19 protein-coding genes are annotated in these 17,345 nt (G+C 72.0%); 13 read left to right on the plus strand and 6 right to left on the minus strand.

The features are described from left to right. Positions 1-51: 51 nt before the first annotated feature. Positions 52-891 carry a DUF3027 domain-containing protein gene (locus ABD52_RS17695; RefSeq protein WP_047892541.1) on the plus strand — a complete coding sequence of 280 codons (840 nt, stop codon included), beginning with the start codon at positions 52-54 and terminating at the stop codon, positions 889-891. Between the two features lie 4 nt (positions 892-895). Here the strand turns inward: ABD52_RS17695 and ABD52_RS17700 are convergent, their stop codons facing one another. Further along, positions 896-1,159, minus strand: a complete 264-nt coding sequence (locus tag ABD52_RS17700; protein WP_047892542.1) for a DUF2530 domain-containing protein — start codon at positions 1,157-1,159, stop codon at positions 896-898. Positions 1,160-1,253: 94 nt separating this feature from the next. On the opposite strand from ABD52_RS17700, the gene ABD52_RS17705 reads away from it, so the two are divergent. The 5 genes from ABD52_RS17705 (at position 1,254) to thpR (ending at position 5,754) form a co-directional block, all read left to right on the plus strand. Next, on the plus strand, positions 1,254-2,735 hold the full coding sequence (locus tag ABD52_RS17705) for an NCS2 family permease (RefSeq protein WP_047892543.1): 1,482 nt from the start codon (positions 1,254-1,256) through the stop codon (positions 2,733-2,735). A 61-nt stretch (positions 2,736-2,796) separates the two neighbouring features. Continuing rightward, entirely contained in the window at positions 2,797-3,246 is a 450-nt protein-coding gene (locus ABD52_RS17710; protein ID WP_030274920.1) for a MarR family winged helix-turn-helix transcriptional regulator, read from the plus strand. Between the two features lie 68 nt (positions 3,247-3,314). Continuing rightward, a complete protein-coding gene (locus tag ABD52_RS17715) occupies positions 3,315-4,601 on the plus strand; it encodes an MFS transporter (RefSeq protein ID WP_047892544.1) in 1,287 nt (428 codons plus the stop codon). A 75-nt stretch (positions 4,602-4,676) separates the two neighbouring features. After that, positions 4,677-5,186 (plus strand): hypothetical protein, encoded by a 510-nt coding sequence (locus tag ABD52_RS17720; RefSeq protein ID WP_013283716.1) that lies wholly within the window; start codon positions 4,677-4,679, stop codon positions 5,184-5,186. A gap of 4 nt (positions 5,187-5,190) precedes the next feature. Next, positions 5,191-5,754: an RNA 2',3'-cyclic phosphodiesterase gene (thpR, locus tag ABD52_RS17725; protein ID WP_047892545.1), complete on the plus strand. Its 564-nt coding sequence runs from the start codon at positions 5,191-5,193 to the stop codon at positions 5,752-5,754. Positions 5,755-5,839: 85 nt separating this feature from the next. Here thpR and ABD52_RS17730 read toward each other — a convergent pair whose 3' ends face one another. From ABD52_RS17730 to ABD52_RS17745, 4 genes are all read right to left on the minus strand, one after another. Beyond that, on the minus strand, positions 5,840-6,826 hold the full coding sequence (locus ABD52_RS17730; protein ID WP_047892546.1) for an aldo/keto reductase: 987 nt from the start codon (positions 6,824-6,826) through the stop codon (positions 5,840-5,842). A gap of 63 nt (positions 6,827-6,889) precedes the next feature. Then, complete coding sequence (sepH, locus tag ABD52_RS17735) at positions 6,890-7,978, minus strand: septation protein SepH (RefSeq protein WP_013283719.1); 1,089 nt, start codon at positions 7,976-7,978, stop codon at positions 6,890-6,892. A 191-nt stretch (positions 7,979-8,169) separates the two neighbouring features. Next, positions 8,170-9,297, minus strand: a complete 1,128-nt coding sequence (gene serC, locus ABD52_RS17740; RefSeq protein ID WP_047892547.1) for a phosphoserine transaminase — start codon at positions 9,295-9,297, stop codon at positions 8,170-8,172. A 282-nt stretch (positions 9,298-9,579) separates the two neighbouring features. After that, a complete protein-coding gene (locus ABD52_RS17745; RefSeq protein WP_013283721.1) occupies positions 9,580-10,686 on the minus strand; it encodes a citrate synthase 2 in 1,107 nt (368 codons plus the stop codon). A gap of 273 nt (positions 10,687-10,959) precedes the next feature. Between ABD52_RS17745 and pdxH the strand changes: the two genes are divergently transcribed. The 7 genes from pdxH to ABD52_RS17780 all read left to right on the plus strand — a co-directional run bounded on the left by pdxH (position 10,960) and on the right by ABD52_RS17780 (position 16,887). After that, positions 10,960-11,589: a pyridoxamine 5'-phosphate oxidase gene (pdxH, locus tag ABD52_RS17750; RefSeq protein WP_047892554.1), complete on the plus strand. Its 630-nt coding sequence runs from the start codon at positions 10,960-10,962 to the stop codon at positions 11,587-11,589. Further along, a complete protein-coding gene (locus ABD52_RS17755; protein WP_047892548.1) occupies positions 11,586-12,878 on the plus strand; it encodes an MFS transporter in 1,293 nt (430 codons plus the stop codon). The genes pdxH and ABD52_RS17755 overlap by 4 nt, the downstream gene beginning before the upstream one ends. A gap of 16 nt (positions 12,879-12,894) precedes the next feature. Continuing rightward, complete coding sequence (locus tag ABD52_RS17760) at positions 12,895-13,821, plus strand: aldose 1-epimerase family protein (RefSeq protein ID WP_013473750.1); 927 nt, start codon at positions 12,895-12,897, stop codon at positions 13,819-13,821. Between the two features lie 2 nt (positions 13,822-13,823). After that, positions 13,824-14,426, plus strand: a complete 603-nt coding sequence (locus tag ABD52_RS17765) for a nitroreductase family protein (protein ID WP_030274907.1) — start codon at positions 13,824-13,826, stop codon at positions 14,424-14,426. A 53-nt stretch (positions 14,427-14,479) separates the two neighbouring features. Next, a complete protein-coding gene (locus tag ABD52_RS17770) occupies positions 14,480-14,785 on the plus strand; it encodes a type II toxin-antitoxin system VapB family antitoxin (RefSeq protein WP_013283726.1) in 306 nt (101 codons plus the stop codon). 31 nt (positions 14,786-14,816) lie between these two features. Continuing rightward, positions 14,817-15,977: an acyl-CoA dehydrogenase family protein gene (locus ABD52_RS17775; protein WP_047892549.1), complete on the plus strand. Its 1,161-nt coding sequence runs from the start codon at positions 14,817-14,819 to the stop codon at positions 15,975-15,977. Positions 15,978-16,110: 133 nt separating this feature from the next. Further along, entirely contained in the window at positions 16,111-16,887 is a 777-nt protein-coding gene (locus ABD52_RS17780; protein ID WP_013283728.1) for a DUF4230 domain-containing protein, read from the plus strand. 81 nt (positions 16,888-16,968) lie between these two features. On the opposite strand, the gene ABD52_RS17785 is transcribed toward ABD52_RS17780, so the two are convergent. Further along, the gene (locus ABD52_RS17785; RefSeq protein ID WP_013283729.1) at positions 16,969-17,172 is read right to left on the minus strand and encodes a PspC domain-containing protein; all 204 of its coding nucleotides are present in this window, start codon (positions 17,170-17,172) and stop codon (positions 16,969-16,971) included. Positions 17,173-17,345: the final 173 nt, after the last annotated feature.

Raw genomic sequence — 17,345 nt, forward strand, 5'->3', positions numbered from 1 at the left:
CATCACCCGGAGAGAATGACTCCGGGGAGTGCCTGTCGCCCGTGGACGGGCATGGGGAACAATGGTCCGGTGACCAGGCCCGCCTCCGCCCGCGCTCCCCGGCTCGACCAGGTCTGCGCCGCCGCCGTCGAGGTGGCCCGCGACGCGATCACCGAGGTGGAGCCCACCGACATCGGTGATCATCTCCAGGCGGTCGCCGAGGGCGACCGGGTCGTCACCCACTACTTCGAATGCCGGATGGCCGGTTACCGCGGCTGGCGCTGGGCCGTCACTGTGACCCGGGTGCCGCGCAGCCGGCACGTCACCATCTGCGAGACGGTGCTGCTGCCCGGCCCGGACGCGCTGCTCGCCCCCGGCTGGCTGCCCTGGCAGGAGCGGCTCAAGCCGGGCGACCTGGGCCCGGGCGACCTGCTGCCCACCCCGGCCGACGACGAGCGGCTCGCCCCCGGCTACCTGCTCTCCGACGATCCCGCAGTGGAGGAGGCCGCCTGGGAGCTGGGCCTGGGCCGGCCCCGGGTGCTGTCCCGGGAGGGCCGCGCTGAGGCCGCCCAGCGCTGGTACGACGGCGACCACGGCCCGGACGCCGCGATCTCGGTCGCCGCGCCGGCCGCCGCCCGCTGCGGCACCTGCGGTTTCTACCTGCCGCTCGCCGGTTCGCTGCGCCTGGCGTTCGGCGCCTGCGGCAACTTCTACGCCCCGGACGACGGCCGCGTGGTGAGCGCCGACCACGGGTGCGGCGCGCACTCGGAAACGATGATCGAGTCGGCCGAGACGCCCGTCGACGAGCTGCCCACCGTCTACGACGACAGCGCGGTCGAGGCGATGACCGTCAGCCGGGCCCCTGGTTCGGTGGAGGCGGCCGAGCCGGCGGAGCCGTACGGCCACCCCTGACGGGTCAGCGCTGTCGCTGCGCGGCAGCCGCGCGCCGGCGACGCCGGTTGGCGTCGTGCCGCATCATCACCGCGAGGCCGGGAAAGCCCCACAGGAAACCGGCCAGGCAGGTCCAGAGCCAGTTCTGACGCCCGGATTCGGTGAGCCAGTCCCGGAAGAAGACCAGTAGCACCAGGCCGGCCACCGCCCAGGCGATCAGCCCGGCGACGGCGAACGGCACCATCGGCGGGTCGAGCGGCTCCGGCCGCGGCTGTTGCTCCTGTGACACCGGCCCAGCGTACGTGATCGTTCTTCCCTGTCCGCCAGGTGATCTGGGACGATGCGCGCGACAAAACCCGGCCGATGACCTAGATGAGGACCCCATGTCCATTGCTCCGCCGCCGGATCACGGCACTCCGCCCGATCCCGCGCATCCACGAAACGCCTTCGACCGCTTCTTCCTGATCTCGGCGCGCGGGTCGACGCTGAGCCGGGAGCTGCGGGGCGGCTTCGCCACGTTCTTCACGATGGCGTACATCGTGGTGTTGAACCCGCTGATCCTGGGCAGCGGTAAGGACGGCGACGGCCGTTCGCTGGCCATCCCGGCGCTCGCCGCGGCGACCGCGCTGGTCGCCGGCCTGATGACCATCCTGATGGGCGTGGTGGCCCGGTTCCCGATCGCGCTCGCGGCCGGTCTGGGCGTGAACGCGCTCGTCGCCTATGAAATCGCGCCGCAGATGACCTGGGCGGACGCGATGGGCCTGGTGGTCATCGAGGGTGTGCTGATCGGCATCCTGGTGCTCACCGGACTGCGTACCGCGGTGTTCCGCTCGGTGCCCACGCAGCTCAAGACCGCGATCGGCGTCGGCATCGGTCTGTTCCTGACCATCATCGGCCTGGTCGACGCCGGTTTCGTGCGGCGCGTGCCGGACGCCGCGAACTCCACGGTGCCGGTCGGGCTGGGCATCAACGGCAAGATCGTCAGCTGGCCGATGCTGGTCTTCGTGGTGGGCCTGCTGATCACGCTGGTCCTGGTGGTACGCCGGGTCCGCGGCGCGATCCTGATCGGCATCCTGGCCTCCACCGTGCTGGCCATCGTGGTCGAGGCGATCGCCAACGTCGGCCCGTCGTTCGTCGACGGCAAGCCGAACCCGAAGGGCTGGGCGCTGAACGTGCCCGAGTTGCCCAAGCAGATCGTGGACCTGCCCGACCTGTCGTTGCTGGGCCAGTTCAACGTGCTGAACTCGTGGAGCCGGGTCGGCTGGCTGGTGCCGCTGATGTTCATCTTCACGCTGCTGATCACGGACTTCTTCGACACCATGGGCACGATGGTCGCGATCGGCCAGGAAGGGGACATGCTCGACGAGACGGGCACCCCGCCGAAGGCCAAGGAGATTCTGCTGGTCGACTCGATCGCCGCCGCCGCGGGTGGCGCGGCCTCGGTGTCCAGCAACACCTCGTACATCGAGAGCGCCGCAGGTGTCGCGGAGGGTGCCCGGACCGGTGTGGCCAACCTGGTCACCGGCGGGTTGTTCCTGCTCGCCATGTTCCTGGCGCCGCTGTCGCTGATCGTGCCGTTCGAGGCCGCCTCGACGGCGCTGGTGGTGGTCGGCTTCCTGATGATGACGGCGGTCCGCACGATCGACTGGACCGACTACGAGATCGCCATCCCGGCGTTCCTCACCATCGCGCTGATGCCGTTCACCTATTCGATCTCGAACGGCATCGGGGCCGGCGTGATCAGCTTCGTGCTGCTGAAGGTGGCCAAGGGTAAGGCCCGCGAGGTCCACCCGCTCCTGTACGGGGTCGCCGTGCTGTTCATCGTGTACTTCCTGCGCGGGCCGGTCGAGTCCGTGTTGCTCTGACGCTGGTGAGCCTGGTCATAACGCATGTCGTTAGCCAGGCTCATTAGTTAAGCTAACGAGTGTGACGGAGCGGACGGTGACGGCGAAACGCGTGCCACCGGCGCAGCTGGCGCCTCAGCTGCGAGATGCGATCACCCGGCTCAACCGGCGGGTCCGACAGGCCCGGCCGGTCGGCGACCTCACGGTCACCCAGCTGTCGGCGCTCACCAGCCTCAATCTGGCGGGCGCCCTCACGCCACGGGAACTGGCTGATGTCGAACGGGTGCAGCCGCCGACGATGACGAAGATCGTCGCGAAGTTGGAGGAGCGCGGCCTCGTGCAGCGCACTCCCCATCCGACCGACGGACGGCAGGTCATCCTGGCGGCGACCGAAGGGGGACGGGCCGTACTCGACCAGTTCGAGCGGGCCCGCAACGAGTGGCTGGCCACTCGGCTGGCCGCGCTGACCGAGGACGAACGCGAAACGCTACGGCGTGCAGCGGACATCCTCCAGGGCATCGCTCGCGCCTGACACCGCCGCCCGCGGTTCGCTTCGTCAGCTGTGGATGAAGCGTACCGACGCAAGGAGGCGCACCTAGAGTGCAGGCCAAGTTGAGCACGATGTTCCAGTCCCTACGAGTCCGTAACTACCGGCTCTTCGCCACCGGACAGCTGATCAAACTGATCGGTGTCTGGATGATGTTCATCGCCCAGGACTGGCTCGTCCTCGAGCTCAGCGACAATTCCGCGACCGCGCTCGGCGTGGTCACCGCGTTGCAGTTCACGCCCGTACTCCTGCTCACGCTGCTGTCCGGCCGGCTCGCCGACCGCTACGACAAGCGGATGCTGCTCTTCGTCGCCAACGCGTTCTGGACCGTGCTCGCGCTGGCCATGAGCATCCTGGTCCTCACCGGCCTGGTGCAGCTCTGGCACGTCTTCACGTTCGCCGCCCTGCTCGGCGTCGCCAACGCGGTCGAGACGCCGGTCCGCCAGGCGTTCGTCTCCGAACTGGTCGGCATGCCGCTGCTGCCGAACGCGCTCTCGCTCAACGCGGCAGTGTTCAACTCCGCCCGGATCGTCGGCCCGGCCGTCGCCGGCCTGGCCATCGCCGTCGTCGACGTCGGCCCGGTCTTCCTGGTCACCGCGCTCAGCTCGATCGCCCCGCTGGTCAACGTGGTCCGGATGCGTACCGACGAGCTGCACCGCAAGGACCTGCCACCGGTCGGCGAGCGGGACCAGGCCCGGGTGGTCGACGGCCTCCGGTACGTGGCACGCCGCCCGGACATCCTGCTGCCGATGGTCCTCATGTCGGTGATCGGGATGAGCCTGTTCAACTTCCAGCTCACCCTCGCCGCGCTCGCGAAGACCGTGTTCAACACCGGTGCCGCCTCGTTCGGCCTGTTCAGCACCGCCCTCGCGGCCGGCGCGCTGGTCGGGGCGCTGGCCGGCACCGGACGGCGCAGCCGGCCCTCGGTCTGGCTCGTGCTCGGCGCCGCGATCGGCTGCGCGATCTTCGGCACGCTCGTCGGGCTCGCCCCGGCGTACTGGATGGTCGTGACGCTGCTGCTGCCCGCCGGGTTCTTCATGATCTACTTTGCCCAGGCCGCCAACCAGCGCGTACAGCTCGGTGTCGACGCGTCCTTCCGGGGACGGGTGATGGCGCTGTGGGTGCTGGTGTTCCTGGGCACCAACCCGGTCGGCGCGCCGCTGATCGGCTGGGTCGCCGAGACGTACGGCGCGGGCGCGAGCATCTGGGCCGGTGGCCTGATCTCGCTGACCGCCGCGCTGCTGGCGCTCACCTGGCAGCTGCGCCGCTCCGGCGCCCGGCTGCGGATGCGGGTGCTGCCGATGCCCCGCTTCTACGTGGTTTCGCCCGGCGCCAAGTAGCCCTGATAGCCGGTCGTACCGGCCCGATTACCCAAACGGGTGGCGGGCCGGTGCGGCAGGGCTTAGCGTCGATGTGTGGAAGTGGGGCAGGGACTGCTGCTGGCGCTGGCGATCCTCGCCGTCTGCTGCCTGCCTGCCCTGTTCGCGCTGCTGTTCTGCGCCGACGAGATCATCGATCGGGTCGCCTGCGGATGGGCCGAGTGGCGGGAGCAGCGCCGGGAACGCCGTACCATCGCGCGGCTCGACCGGGCCATCGAGGCCGAGGCGCTGACCCGCGACATCGACCTCACCGAGTTCGACAAGGACGGCCGCCGTCCGCTGGAACAACTCGCCACCGACCTGCGCCGGCTCGGCGGCCACCGGCTCGCCGCCGCCGACCGCAGCGTGGTGTGGCACGGCGCGGTCATCGAGGCGTACGACGAACGGCTGCGCGCCGCCTGCCACGCGCTCGGCATCGCCGAACACCTGGCCGAACTGGACGGCGTCGACCGGGAGATCGAACGGGTACGCGTCGAAGGGCTGCTGCACGCCGCCGGGCTGACCCTGCCGGCCGCGCGCGCCGCGCACCACCAGCGGCACCGCTGACCGGGTGCGTCTCTTCGCGGCGATCTATCCACCTGCCGTGGTCGTCGCGGACCTGACCGCCCGGATGAAGGGCCTGCGGGTCGCGGCCGCCCGCCACGCCCGCCTCGCCGACCCGGCGAATCTGCACCTCACGCTCACCTTCCTCGGCGAGGTGCCGGACGACCGGCTGCCCGACGTGAAGCACGCGCTCGCCTCGGCCGCCCGGACGGCTCGCTCCCCGCGGCTGTGCCTGGCCGGTGGCGGCTGTTTCGGTGAGGGCCGGTCCACTGTGCTCTGGGTCGACGTGCGCGGCGAGGTCGAGGCGCTCGACGCGCTCGCCCTGTCGATCCGCGAGGGGCTGCGTGAGGCCGGGCTGCCCTGCGACGACAAGCCGTTCCGGGCGCATCTGACCATCGCCCGCCCTGGCGACCGGGTGGCCGAGGCCGACGTCCGCTCGGACGTGCACACGCTGCACGACTACGCCGGGCCGCAGTGGACGGCCGGCGAGGTGCTCCTGATCCGCAGCCACCTGGGCCCTACGCCGCGCTACACCCCCGTCGCCGCGTGGGCGCTTGCTGCGGGGCGTTGATGCGGGCAGGGCGTTGATGCGGGCGGGGCGTTAAGAAGGGGCCCCTCCTCTACCGGAGGCGTTAAGAAGGGGCCCTTCCTTACACCTACCAGGCCCAGGCCTCGGGGCCGGGACCGCCGTTGCCGACCGGCGGGAACAGCTCGTCGAGGCGGTTCAGCGTCGACTCGTCCAGCCGGACGTCGAGGGCGCCCAGGTTGCGGTCGAGCTGGTCCATGGTGCGCGGGCCGACGATCGGGGCGGTCACCCCCGGCCGGGACAGCAGCCACGCCAGCGCCACATCCGCCGGGTCGTGGCCCAGGTCGGCGCAGAGCTTCTCGTACGCCTCGATGGTGTTCCGGTGCTCGGCCAGCGCGTCGGCCGAGCGGCCGGTGGTGCCGCGCGCCGCGCTGCCCTCGGCCATCTTGCGGATGATGCCGGAGAGCAGCCCGCCGTGCAGCGGCGACCAGGGGATGATGCCCAGCCCGTAGTGCTGGGCGGCCGGCACGACCTCCAGTTCGACGTACCGGGTCAGCAGGTTGTAGATGCACTGCTCGGAGACGAGGCCGAGGAAGTTGCGCCTGCCGGCCGCGGCCTGCGCCTGCGCGATGTGCCAGCCGGCGAAGTTGGACGATCCGACGTAGAGCACCTTGCCCTGGGCGACGAGCGTCTCCATCGCCTGCCAGATCTCCTCCCACGGCGTGGTCCGGGAGATGTGGTGCATCTGGTAGAGGTCGATCGTGTCGGTCTGGAGCCGGCGCAGCGAGTCCTCGCAGGCCCGGATGATGTGCCGGGCGCTCAGGCCCTGCTCGTTGGGCCACTCGCCCATCTTGCCGTACACCTTGGTGGCGAGGACGACCTTGTCGCGGCGCCCGCCGCCCTGCGCGAACCAGCGGCCGACGATCTGCTCGGTGACGCCCTCACCGAGCTTCCAGCCGTAGACGTTCGCGGTGTCGAAGAAGTTGATCCCGTGTTCGAGCGCCCGGTCCATGATGGCGAAACTGTCCGGCTCGTCGGTCTGCGGACCGAAATTCATCGTGCCGAGGCAGAGTCGGCTCACGGACAGACCGGTGCGTCCCAGGTTCGTGTACTCCATGACTCCACCCTGGCACGCCGGCACTTAGAGTGCCCTCTCAACGAGCCAGGGTGGAGCGGTGGATCAGGATGATTCGCGGGCCGCCGGGCCGGTGCCGAACAGCACGTCGTCCCAGCTCGGCAACCGCTTGCGCGGCTTGCCACCGGCATCGGTGGACTCGGCTGCCGCACCGCCGGTCGCCGCCGCGGGGCCGGTGCGGCGAGGCCGCAGCACGGCCAGCGAGGGTACGGCCGGGATCTCCTTCGGCGCGTCCGAGTCGTCGTCGAAGGCCGAACCCTGCCCACCACCGAGCAGCGCGGCGGCACCACCGGCGACGGCCCGCTGACGGGGCGCCTCCTGCCCGGCCAGCGCGGCCGGGGAGCGGGTGTCGAGACCACGCCCGGACGTGCCGCCGAGCGGCCGGTCCAGCGAGGCGAGCAGCGCGTCCCGACCGGCGCGGATCGGGTCACGCCCCGGACGGGCATGCTCGGAGGCAGCCGGCAGGCCGTGCCCACCCCGGCTCGGCTCGCCGCGCGACGGACCGGGCAACGCGTGGCCGCCCCGCTCGGGCGCCGGCTCCTGGCCGAGGATCGGCGTGGGCCGCTCGGCGCACAGGTACTGCGCCATGTCGTCGTGCGGGGCGACGTTCTGCCGGGTCTTGTCCAGGTCCCACACCGCCTGTGCGGTGGCCTTGCCGGACGGCCAGGTCGCGATGATCCGCCAGGTGCCGTCGTCGCGGCGGTAGGCGTCCCACGAGATCTTCTCGGTGTCGATGCCGTGCTGGGCCAGCCGGCCGTTGACGACCTCGGCAAGCGGGGTCGGCTTCTCCGCGCCCTTGAGCCGGGTGCGGCGGGCGTGCTGGGCGAGCATGGCCCGCTCCTGGAGCACCGGACCGGCGTAACGCAGCACCCGGTCGACTGGTACGCCGGCGATGCGGGCGACGTCCTCCGCGGACTCGCCGGACCGGATCCGGGCCTGGATGTCGCGTGGGGACAGCGACGGCGTCGGGTCGGTGGCGCTCGGCACCACAGCGAGCGGCGGGGCGCCCGGCTCGGCGTGCAGCGCCGACGCGATCCGCTCGTCGATGGGCAGCGCCAGCAGGCGCCCCACCTCGTCGGCGAGCACCAGGGCCTGGCCGTCCTCGGAGAGGGCGACGAAGCGTACTGGGCGCATGGGCTTGCCTCCGTCCCGCTTCGCTGGCCGTCACGCCACGGGAGCCGGCCACCCGGGCGTCTCGCACCACCGTACGCTCATCTACCCGCCGATGGGGACTGCGACACCCCGGCATGTCGTGACTGAGCTGCGGTAACGATCACGGTGGGTGGCCGCCGGGGCCCCGACGGCCACGCACCGTCACGACGTGATCAGAGTCGCTCCACCACGTAGTCGATGGACGCGGTGAGCGCCTCGACGTCGGCCGGCTCGACGGCCGGGAACAGCGCCACCCGCAGCTGGTTGCGGCCCAGCTTGCGGTACGGCTCGGTGTCGACGATGCCGTTGGCGCGCAGCGCCTTGGCGATCGCCGTGGCGTCCACCTCGTCGGCGAAGTCGACGGTGGCGACCACGTTGGACCGCAGCGCCGGGTCCGACACGAACGGCGTGGCGAACGACGAGCGCTCGGCCCAGCCGTACACGATGCCGGCGCTCTCGGCGGTGCGCTTGGCCGCCCAGGCCAGCCCGCCCTGGGAGTTCATCCAGTCGGTCTGCTCCGCGGCCAGGAAGATGGTCGCCAGCGCCGGGGTGTTGTACGTCTGCTCCAGCCGCGAGTTGTCGATCGCGGTGACCAGGTCGAGGAAGGTCGGGATGTAGCGGCCGGACTCCTTGACCTCGGTGGCCCGGGCCAGCGCGGCCGGCGACATCAGGGCCAGCCAGAGCCCGCCGTCGGAGCCGAAGCACTTCTGCGGCGCGAAGTAGTAGACGTCGGTCTGGGCGACATCAACGTCCAGCCCGCCCGCGCCGGAGGTGGCGTCGACCAGCAGCAGCGAGCCCTCGTCGGCGCCCGCGACCCGGCTGATCGGCACCGCGACGCCGGTGGAGGTCTCGTTGTGCGGGGTGGCGTAGACGTCCACGCCGGCCTCGGCCACGAGCGACGGGGCGCTGCCCGCGTCGGACTTGCGCACGGTCGGCTCACCGAGGAACGGCGCGTCCTTGACCGACTTGGCGAACTTGGCGCCGAACTCGCCGAAGCTGGCGAACTGGGCCCGGTCGCGGATCAGGCCGAACGTGGCGACCTCCCAGAACGCGGTGGTGCCGCCGTTGCCGAGCACCACCTCGTACCCCTCGGGCAGGGAGAAGAACTCGGCCAGGCCGCGGCGCAGCCGGGCCACCTGGTCGCGGACCGTCTTCTGCCGGTGCGACGTGCCCAGGTAGCTGGTGGCGACGTCGGCGAGGGCGGAGACCGCGGCCGGACGGACCTTGGACGGGCCGCAGCCGAATCGTCCGTCGGCGGGCCTGATCTCGTCGGGAATCCGGATGGTCGGTGCGTCAGCCACGGTTGTCTTGATCCTTCCGCGTGGGCGGGACGGGCCCTTGGTGCGGGCGCGGACCGATGGCCGGGCGTGCGCCGGGCGCACGAGGCGGCCGGGGTCCGAACCCGGCCGGCAGCGCTGCCGGCCTTCATCCTCCCACCCGGGCGGCCCGGACCGGCGGCTGGTCCCACTGTCGGCGCTGAGTCGTGCGCCACAGCGGCGCAGCGCCTCGTGGGCACGGAGGCGGGCGTTAAGAAGGGGCCCCGCCTCTACCGGAGGCGTTAAGCGGGGCCCCTTCCTTACACGTCAGACGCCGTGCGGGATGGCGTCCCAGCCCTCGACCTGCTGCGGCTTGCGCGGGCCGTGGCCGACGTACGTGGCCGACGGCCGGACCAGCCGCTGGAGCTTCTTCTGCTCCAGGATGTGCGCCGACCAGCCGCCCATCCGGGCGCAGGTGAACATCGAGGTGAACATGTGCGCCGGCACCTCGGCGAAGTCCAGCACCACCGCGGACCAGAACTCGACGTTGGTGGCGAGGACGCGGTCCGGGCGGCGGGCCTGCAGCTCGGCCAGCGCGGCCTTCTCCAGCGCCTCGGCGACCTCGAAGCGGGGCGCGCCCAGCTCCTTGGCGGTACGCCGCAGCACGCGGGCGCGCGGGTCCTCGGCCCGGTAGACCCGGTGGCCGAAGCCCATCAGGCGCTCGCCCCGGTCCAGGACGCCCTTGACGTACCCGTCGGCGTCGCCACTGCGCTCGACCGCCTCCAGCATGCTGAGCACCCGGGACGGGGCGCCGCCGTGCAGCGGGCCGGAGAGCGCGCCGATGCCGGAGGAGATGCAGGCCGCGGCGTCCGCGCCGGTGGAGGCGACGATCCGGGCGGTGAAGGTGGAGGCGTTCAGGCCGTGCTCGGCGGCCGAGATGAAGTACGCGTCGACGGCCTTGACGTGCCGCGGGTCGGGCTCACCGCGCCAGCGCTTCATGAACCGCTCGACGATGGTCTCCGCCTTGTCGATCTCCTTCTGCGGCACGGCCGGCAGGCCCAGGCCGCGCGCCGACTGGGCGACGAAGGACAGCGCGGTGACCGACACCCGGGCCAGGTCCTCGCGGGCCTGCTCGTCGGAGATGTCGAGAAGCTGGTTGAGCCCCCAGTACGGGGCCAGCATGGCGACCGCGGACTGCACGTCGACGCGGATGTCACCGGAGTGAACCGGCACCGGGAACGGCTCGGCCGGCGGCAGGCCCGGGCCGAACCGGCCGTCCACCAGCAGTGCCCAGACGTTGCCGAACGAGACCTGGCCGATCAGGTCCTCGATGTCCACGCCCCGGTAGCGCAGTGATCCCCCCGCGCGGTCGGGTTCGGCGATCTCGGTCTCGAAGGCTACGACGCCTTCCAGGCCCGGTTTGAAATCGGACATGTCGTCTCCTGGCTTCGGCTCGGCGCGCCCGGGCGGGCTGATCGAGCCCCGCAGCTCAGGCGACCCTTCAGGGATGTGGTTCGTGACATCTTGCCCGGTGGGTAACGCGCTGCGCGACCCACAGCCACTGTGCGCCACGCGACATCCCCGCCGGTGGACGCCCGTTCGGGGAGGAGAAGACTGGGTACCGGGGCCTGGCCAGCGTCGGGGGACGCCGGCACGCCCGGGAGAGGGACTACCACAGTGACAGGCGACACACCCGCCCCGGCCGGCATGCGTAACGAGTACGCGGCCGACCTGGGCCTGACCGAGACGGACCTGGCGCCCGACTGGCACACCCAGTTCGCCCGCTGGTTCGCCGACGCGGTGGCCCATCAGCTGCCCGAGCCGAACGCGATGGTGCTCGGCACGGCCGACGACCGGGGCCGGCCCAGCGGGCGCACAGTGCTGCTCAAGGGATACGGCCCGGAGGGCTTCGTCTTCTACACCAACCACGGCTCGCGCAAGGGCGCCGAGGTGATCGGGAACCCGTGGGCCAGCCTGGTGTTCCCATGGTTCCCGATGCAGCGGCAGGTGATCGTGACCGGCCGGGTCGAGCAGGTGGACCGGGCCGAGACCGAGGCGTACTTCGCCACTCGGCCGCGCGGCTCGCAGCTCGGGGCGTGGGCCAGCGCCCAGTCGACGGTGGTGCCGGACCGGACCGCGCTCGACGCGGCGTACCGGGCGGCGGCCGAGCGGTTCGCCGACGTGGACCCGATCCCCGCGCCGCCGTACTGGGGCGGGTTCCGGGTCCGTCCGGAGACTGTCGAGTTCTGGCAGGGCAGGGCCAGCCGGCTGCACGACCGGCTGCGTTTCCGGCGTACCGGGGACGGGTTCTTCGTCGTCGAGCGGCTCGCACCGTGACCGACGTCACGCAGACCCGGCGGCGGGGCGCGCGCCGCTGGGCGATCGACCTGCGTCCGCTGCGCGTGCCCGCGTACCGGCGGGTCTGGACCGGCAACGCGATCGCCATGTTCGGGTTCCAGTTCACCGCCGTGGCGGTGCCGGTGGAGATGTTCGACCTGACCGGCGGCTCGCTCTGGGTCGGTCTGCTCGGCATCGCGGGCTTCGTACCGCTGCTGATCTTCGGGCTGTGGGGCGGCGCGGTCGCCGACGCCCGGGACCGCCGCCGTGTGCTGCTCGTCGGCGGCTGCGTGCTCTGGGCCTCGACGCTCGGGCTTCTGGTGCAGTCGCTGGCCGGTGCGCGCAGCCCGCTGCTGCTCCTGCTGCTCGTCGGCCTCCAGTCGACCGCCTTCGCGATCACCTCGCCGGCCCGCAGCGCGATCCTGCCCCGGCTGGTGCCCGCGGAGCTGGTCCCGGCGGCCACCACGCTGAACTTCACCACGTTCACCGCCGCCGCCGTCTTCGGCCCGCTCGCCGCCGGCCTGATCTTCGCCGCCTGGCAGGTCGGGGTGGCGCTGCCCATCGCGTACGCGGCGGACGCGCTGCTGTTCACCGCGTCGCTCTGGGCCACGCTGCGGCTGCCCGCGATGCCGCCCGCGCCGGACCCGGACGGTGGTGTCCGCAAGGCCGGGTTCGCCAGCATCGTCGACGGCTTCCGCTACCTGGCGACCACGCGGGTGCTGCTGCTCTCCTTCGCCATCGACCTGATCGCGATGATCCTGGCCATGCCGCGGGCGCTGTTCCCGGAGCTGGCGCAGGAACGCTTCGGCGGTGCCTCGGCGGTGGGCTGGCTCTACAGCTCCATCGCCATCGGCGCGATGCTGGGCGGCCTGACCTCGGGGTGGATCAGCCGGGTACGACGGCAGGGCCTCGCGCTCACAGTGGCGGTGGTCGGCTGGGGCGTGGCCATCGCGCTCGCCGGGCTGGCCGGGCAGCTGTGGGTGGCGGTGGTGCTGCTGGGCGTCGCCGGCGCCGCCGACCTGGTCAGCGCCACGCTGCGCCAGTCGATGCTGCTGGTCTACGCGCCGGACCGGATGCGTGGCCGCCTCCAGGGCGTGAACACGGTCGTGGTGGCCGGTGGCCCGCGTCTGGGCGACCTGCGGGCCGGTGCGATGGCCGCCGGTTTCGGCACCGGCTTCGCCATGGTCGGTGGCGGCCTGGCCGCCGCCGTACTCGCGGTGCTGCTGGTGGTGGCGTTCCCGGCGCTGCTGCGCTATCGCTCGACCACTCCCGCCGAGGACCGGCACTGACGGTAGGGTCGCCGACATGGGGATCGACGTGCAGCCTCCGTCCGGTACACAGTGGACCATCGCGGCCGACGGCCACGAGGCCGTCGTGGTCGAGGTGGGCGGCGGCCTGCGGGCCTACCGCTACGACGGCGTGGACCACCTCGACGGGTACGCCGAGGACGAGGTCTGCCCCGGCTCGGCCGGGCAGGTGCTGGCGCCGTGGCCGAACCGCGTCCGGGACGGCGTCTACACGGTCGGGGAGCGGTCGTTTCAGCTCGACCTCACCGAGCCGGAGCGGCACAACGCCCTGCACGGCCTGGTCAACTGGGTGCGGTGGCAGCCGATCGAGCAGTCGGCGGACAGCGTGACCGTCGGCTACGACCTGCCGCCGAGCCCCGGCTACCCGTGGGCGCTGCGGCTGCGGGCCCGGTGGAGCGTCGGCCCGGACGGCCTGCGGGCCGAGCACGAGGCGACGAACGTCTCCGACGAGCCCGCGCCGTTCGGCTTCTCCGTGCACCCCTACCTGCAACTGCCGAAGGTCGGCGTGGACGAGTTGCGGTTGCACGTACCGGCCCGGCGGCGGGTGCTGGTGGACAGCCGCCTGCTGCCGGTCGCCGCCGCCGAGGTGACCGGCTCCGAGTTCGACTTCACCAGCCCGCGCCCGATCGGCGACCTGGTGCTCGACACCGCGTTCGGTGACGTCGAGCGGGACGCCGACGGCGGCTCGGCGGTGGTGCTGAGCGCGCCGGACGGCTCGTCCGGGCTGCGGATCTGGGCGGACCGCGAGTTCGGCTGGTGGCAGGTGTTCACCGGCGACACGCTCGGCGGGGAACGGCACCGCCGGTCCGTGGCGGTGGAGCCGATGACCTGCCCGCCCGACGCGTTCCGCTCCGGCAAGGACCTGATCATGCTGGAGCCGGGGCAGACCTGGCGGGGCGCCTGGGGCGTCCGCCCGGAGGTCTGAGCGTGGAGTTCGCCGACGTCGTCCGGCGCCGCCGGATGGTGCGCAACTACGACCCCGACAGGCCGGTGCCGCCGGAGGTGGTGGACCGGCTGCTCGACCACGCCGTCCGGGCCCCGTCGGCCGGGTTCTCGCAGGGCTGGGGCTTCCTGGTGCTGGAGGAACCCGAGGACCGGGAACGGTTCTGGGCCGCCACCACGCCTGGTGGCGGCGGCCGGGAACGCTGGCTGGCCGGGATGCGCCGGGCGCCGCTGATCGTGGTGCCGCACGCCAACCGCGACGCCTACCTGGACCGCTACGCCGAGGCGGACAAGGGCTGGGCGGACCGCGCCGAGGACCGCTGGCCGGTGCCCTACTGGTACGTGGACACCGGCTTCGCGGCGCTGCTGATGCTGCTCACCGCCGTGGACGAGGGGCTGGGCGCCTGCTTCTTCGGCATCCCGCCGCAGCGCATCGGGGCGTACCGGGAGGCGTTCGGGGTACCGCCGGAACTGCACCCGATCGGTGCGATCACAGTAGGTTACCGAGCTGTCGACCACCGGTCACCGTCGCTGCGCCGAGGGCGGCGTCCGGTGCAGGATGTGGTGCGGCGGGGACGGTGGACCTGAGCGGTTAGGCTGACATCCACATTGTCAGCCTGGCCTGGGGAGGAGAGCACGCCGTGATCTTCAGGGCGGTCCGGGACGGGCGTCCCTACCCGGAGCACAACCTCACGCTGAAGCAGTGGGCCGAGATTCCGCCGCGCCCGCTGCGGCTTGACCAGCTCATCACCACCAAGCGCGAACTCGCGCTGGACAAGCTGCTCGCGGAGGACTCCACCTTCTACGGCGACCTCTTCCCGCACGTCGTCCAGTGGAACGGCGGCCTCTACCTGGAGGACGGCCTGCACCGGGCGCTGCGCGCGGCGCTCCAGCAGCGCAACCAGATCCACGCGCGGGTGCTCGTGCTCGGTGACCAGGGCGAGTGACGCCTCCCTGAGTCTTGGTTAAGGTGACGCCATGACTCCTCTCGACCTGCTCGACATCGATGCGTCGCTCAGCGACGAGGAGCGGCAGATCCGCACCGTCGTGCGCCGGCTCGTGACCGACCGGGTACGCCCGCACGTCGCCGGCTGGTACGAGGACGGCCAGGTCCCGGCCCGGGAACTGGCCCGCGAGTTCGGCAAGCTCGGCCTGCTCGGCATGCACCTGACCGGCTACGGCTGCGCCGGCGCGTCAGCGGTCGCGTACGGGCTCGCCTGCCTGGAGCTGGAGGCCGGCGACTCCGGCGTCCGCTCGCTGGTGTCGGTGCAGGGATCGCTCGGCATGTACGCCATCTGGCGCTACGGCAGCGAGGAGCAGAAGCAGCGCTGGCTGCCCGCCATGGCGGCCGGCGAGGCGATCGGCTGCTTCGGGCTCACCGAACCCGACCACGGCTCCGACCCCGCCTCGATGGCCACCCGCGCCCGCCGCGACGGCGACGACTGGATCCTCAACGGCAGCAAACTGTGGATCACCAACGCGCCGATCGCGGACGTGGGCGTGATCTGGGCGCGTACCGACGACGGGGTGCGCGGCTTCGCCGTACCCATGGACACGCCGGGGGTGACGGCGCGCGAGATCCGGCACAAGATGTCGCTGCGCGCATCCCTGACCGGCGAGATCGCCCTCGACGACGTCCGGCTGCCGGCCGACGCGCGACTGCCCGAGGCGATCGGGCTCAAAGCGCCGCTGGCGTGCTTGACCGAGGCCCGGCACGGCATCGTCTGGGGCGCGCTCGGCGCGGCCCGCGACTGCCTGGAGACCGCACTGGAGTACGCGACCACGCGCACCCAGTTCGGCCGCCCGCTCGCCGGATTCCAGCTCACCCAGGCCAAGCTCGCGGACATGGCGGTGGAATGGAACAAGGGCATGCTGCTCGCGCTGCACCTGGGCCGCCTCGCCGACGCGGGCACGCTGCGGCCCGACCAGGTGAGCGTGGGCAAACTGAACAACGTCCGCGAGGCGCTCGCCATCGCCCGGCAGTGCCGCACGATCCTCGGCGCCAACGGCGTATCGGGGGAGTACCCGGTGATGCGGCACGCCAACAACCTGGAGAGCGTGCTCACCTACGAGGGCACCTCCGAGATCCACCAGCTCGTCATCGGCCAGCGGCTCACCGGCCTGTCCGCGTTCGCCTGACCTGCGGCTTTACCCGATCGGGGCGCTCGGCGAGCGACTGTCGCACGGTGGCCGTACCGTCATTGTCAGTCGATGTGTCGGCTGAGGATCGATGTGTCGGACGAGGAAGAGTCGGACGAGGACGGTGAGGGCGATGGCCCGCGACGGTGACATCAACGAGCCCACCCGGGAGTTCCCGGACTACCCCACCAGCGAGTCCCTTCGCGACCGGGCGGAGGGCTCGCCCGACCACGACCGCGAGTACGCCCCCGGTGCCCCGGCGTCGGGCGGCGGCCCGGCGCGCGGCCTGCTCTGGGTGCTCGGCGCGGCGGCGCTGGCGGTCGTGGTGCTGCTCGGCGTGCAGGCCACCGGTCTGCTGCCCGACTTCCGCAACCCGTTCGCCAAGGAGCAGACCGACCGCAGCCAGCCGCCGCTGCTCAAGTCGATCCGTGACCTGAGCCGCTACGTCGCCGCCGAGGGCAACTTCCAGGTCGTGGTCGACGTGCAGAACGACAGGCGCAACGTGCCCGACTTCCTGCTCAACGAGCGCACGCTGTTCGTCGGGGCGGGCCGGGTCGAGGCGTACGTCGACTTCGGGAAGATCGCCGACGGTGCCGTGGTGGTCTCCGAGGACGGCAAGTCCGCCGAGATCAAGCTTCCCGCGCCGCAGCTCGGCGAGACCGATCTGGACATGGACAAGAGCTACGTGTTCGCCGAGCAGCGCGGCCTGATCAACCGGCTCAACGACCTGGTCGCGGGCGACCCGAACCGGCAGCAGCAGGTCTACAAGCTCGCCGAGGACCGCATCACCGCTGCCGCCCGGGACAGCGGGCTCACCGCCCGGGCCCAGGAGAACACCCGCAAGATGCTCGAAGGGCTGCTGCGCTCCCTCGGGTACGAGAAGGTGACGGTCACGTACACCGCTCCCTGACCGCTCTGACGCCGCGCGCCCGCCCCGGTGGTTCCGGGGCGGGCGCGTCGCGCGTGTGCCGGCGTCCCGGCTCGTGTCGCGTCAGCGGGTGGCGAGGTAGCGGTCCTCGTTCGGCATCAGGATCCACAGGATCAGGTAGACGATCACCTGCGTGCCGGGCAGCAGCAGCGACAGCAGGAACAGCAGCCGGACCATGCCGGCCGACATGCCGAACCGCTGCCCCAGGCCGGCGCAGACACCGGCGATCATGCGCCCCTGGCGGGGCCGGACCAGTTTGCGACTCATCGTCGTCTCCCACTTCTGCGGCGATCCGCCGCGCTGATTCCACGGTAGAAAGGGGTACGCGCCGCGCCCTCAGCCCCGAGGAGGATCGGCGACCCGGGCACCCGTAGGTGCTTACCCCGGCGCTTCCTCACCAACGCCCCCCGCTCCTCGCCTCACCCTCGCTCACCCTCGCC

Source organism: Micromonospora sp. RV43 (assembly GCF_001029515.1).
Lineage (GTDB): Bacteria > Actinomycetota > Actinomycetes > Mycobacteriales > Micromonosporaceae > Micromonospora > Micromonospora aurantiaca.

What these genes read in the sequence shown, in the direction of transcription:
- ABD52_RS17760 (WP_013473750.1), top strand. Translation starts at nt 12,895, where the DNA reads ATGGGGATCGACGTGCAGCCTCCGTCCGGTACACAGTGGACCATCGCG.
- ABD52_RS17745 (WP_013283721.1), bottom strand. Translation starts at nt 10,686, where the DNA reads ATGTCCGATTTCAAACCGGGCCTGGAAGGCGTCGTAGCCTTCGAGACC.
- sepH (WP_013283719.1), bottom strand. Translation starts at nt 7,978, where the DNA reads ATGCGCCCAGTACGCTTCGTCGCCCTCTCCGAGGACGGCCAGGCCCTG.
- ABD52_RS17695 (WP_047892541.1), top strand. Translation starts at nt 52, where the DNA reads ATGGGGAACAATGGTCCGGTGACCAGGCCCGCCTCCGCCCGCGCTCCC.
- ABD52_RS17705 (WP_047892543.1), top strand. Translation starts at nt 1,254, where the DNA reads ATGTCCATTGCTCCGCCGCCGGATCACGGCACTCCGCCCGATCCCGCG.
- ABD52_RS17730 (WP_047892546.1), bottom strand. Translation starts at nt 6,826, where the DNA reads ATGGAGTACACGAACCTGGGACGCACCGGTCTGTCCGTGAGCCGACTC.
- ABD52_RS17775 (WP_047892549.1), top strand. Translation starts at nt 14,817, where the DNA reads ATGACTCCTCTCGACCTGCTCGACATCGATGCGTCGCTCAGCGACGAG.
- ABD52_RS17785 (WP_013283729.1), bottom strand. Translation starts at nt 17,172, where the DNA reads ATGAGTCGCAAACTGGTCCGGCCCCGCCAGGGGCGCATGATCGCCGGT.
- pdxH (WP_047892554.1), top strand. Translation starts at nt 10,960, where the DNA reads ATGCGTAACGAGTACGCGGCCGACCTGGGCCTGACCGAGACGGACCTG.
- ABD52_RS17780 (WP_013283728.1), top strand. Translation starts at nt 16,111, where the DNA reads ATGGCCCGCGACGGTGACATCAACGAGCCCACCCGGGAGTTCCCGGAC.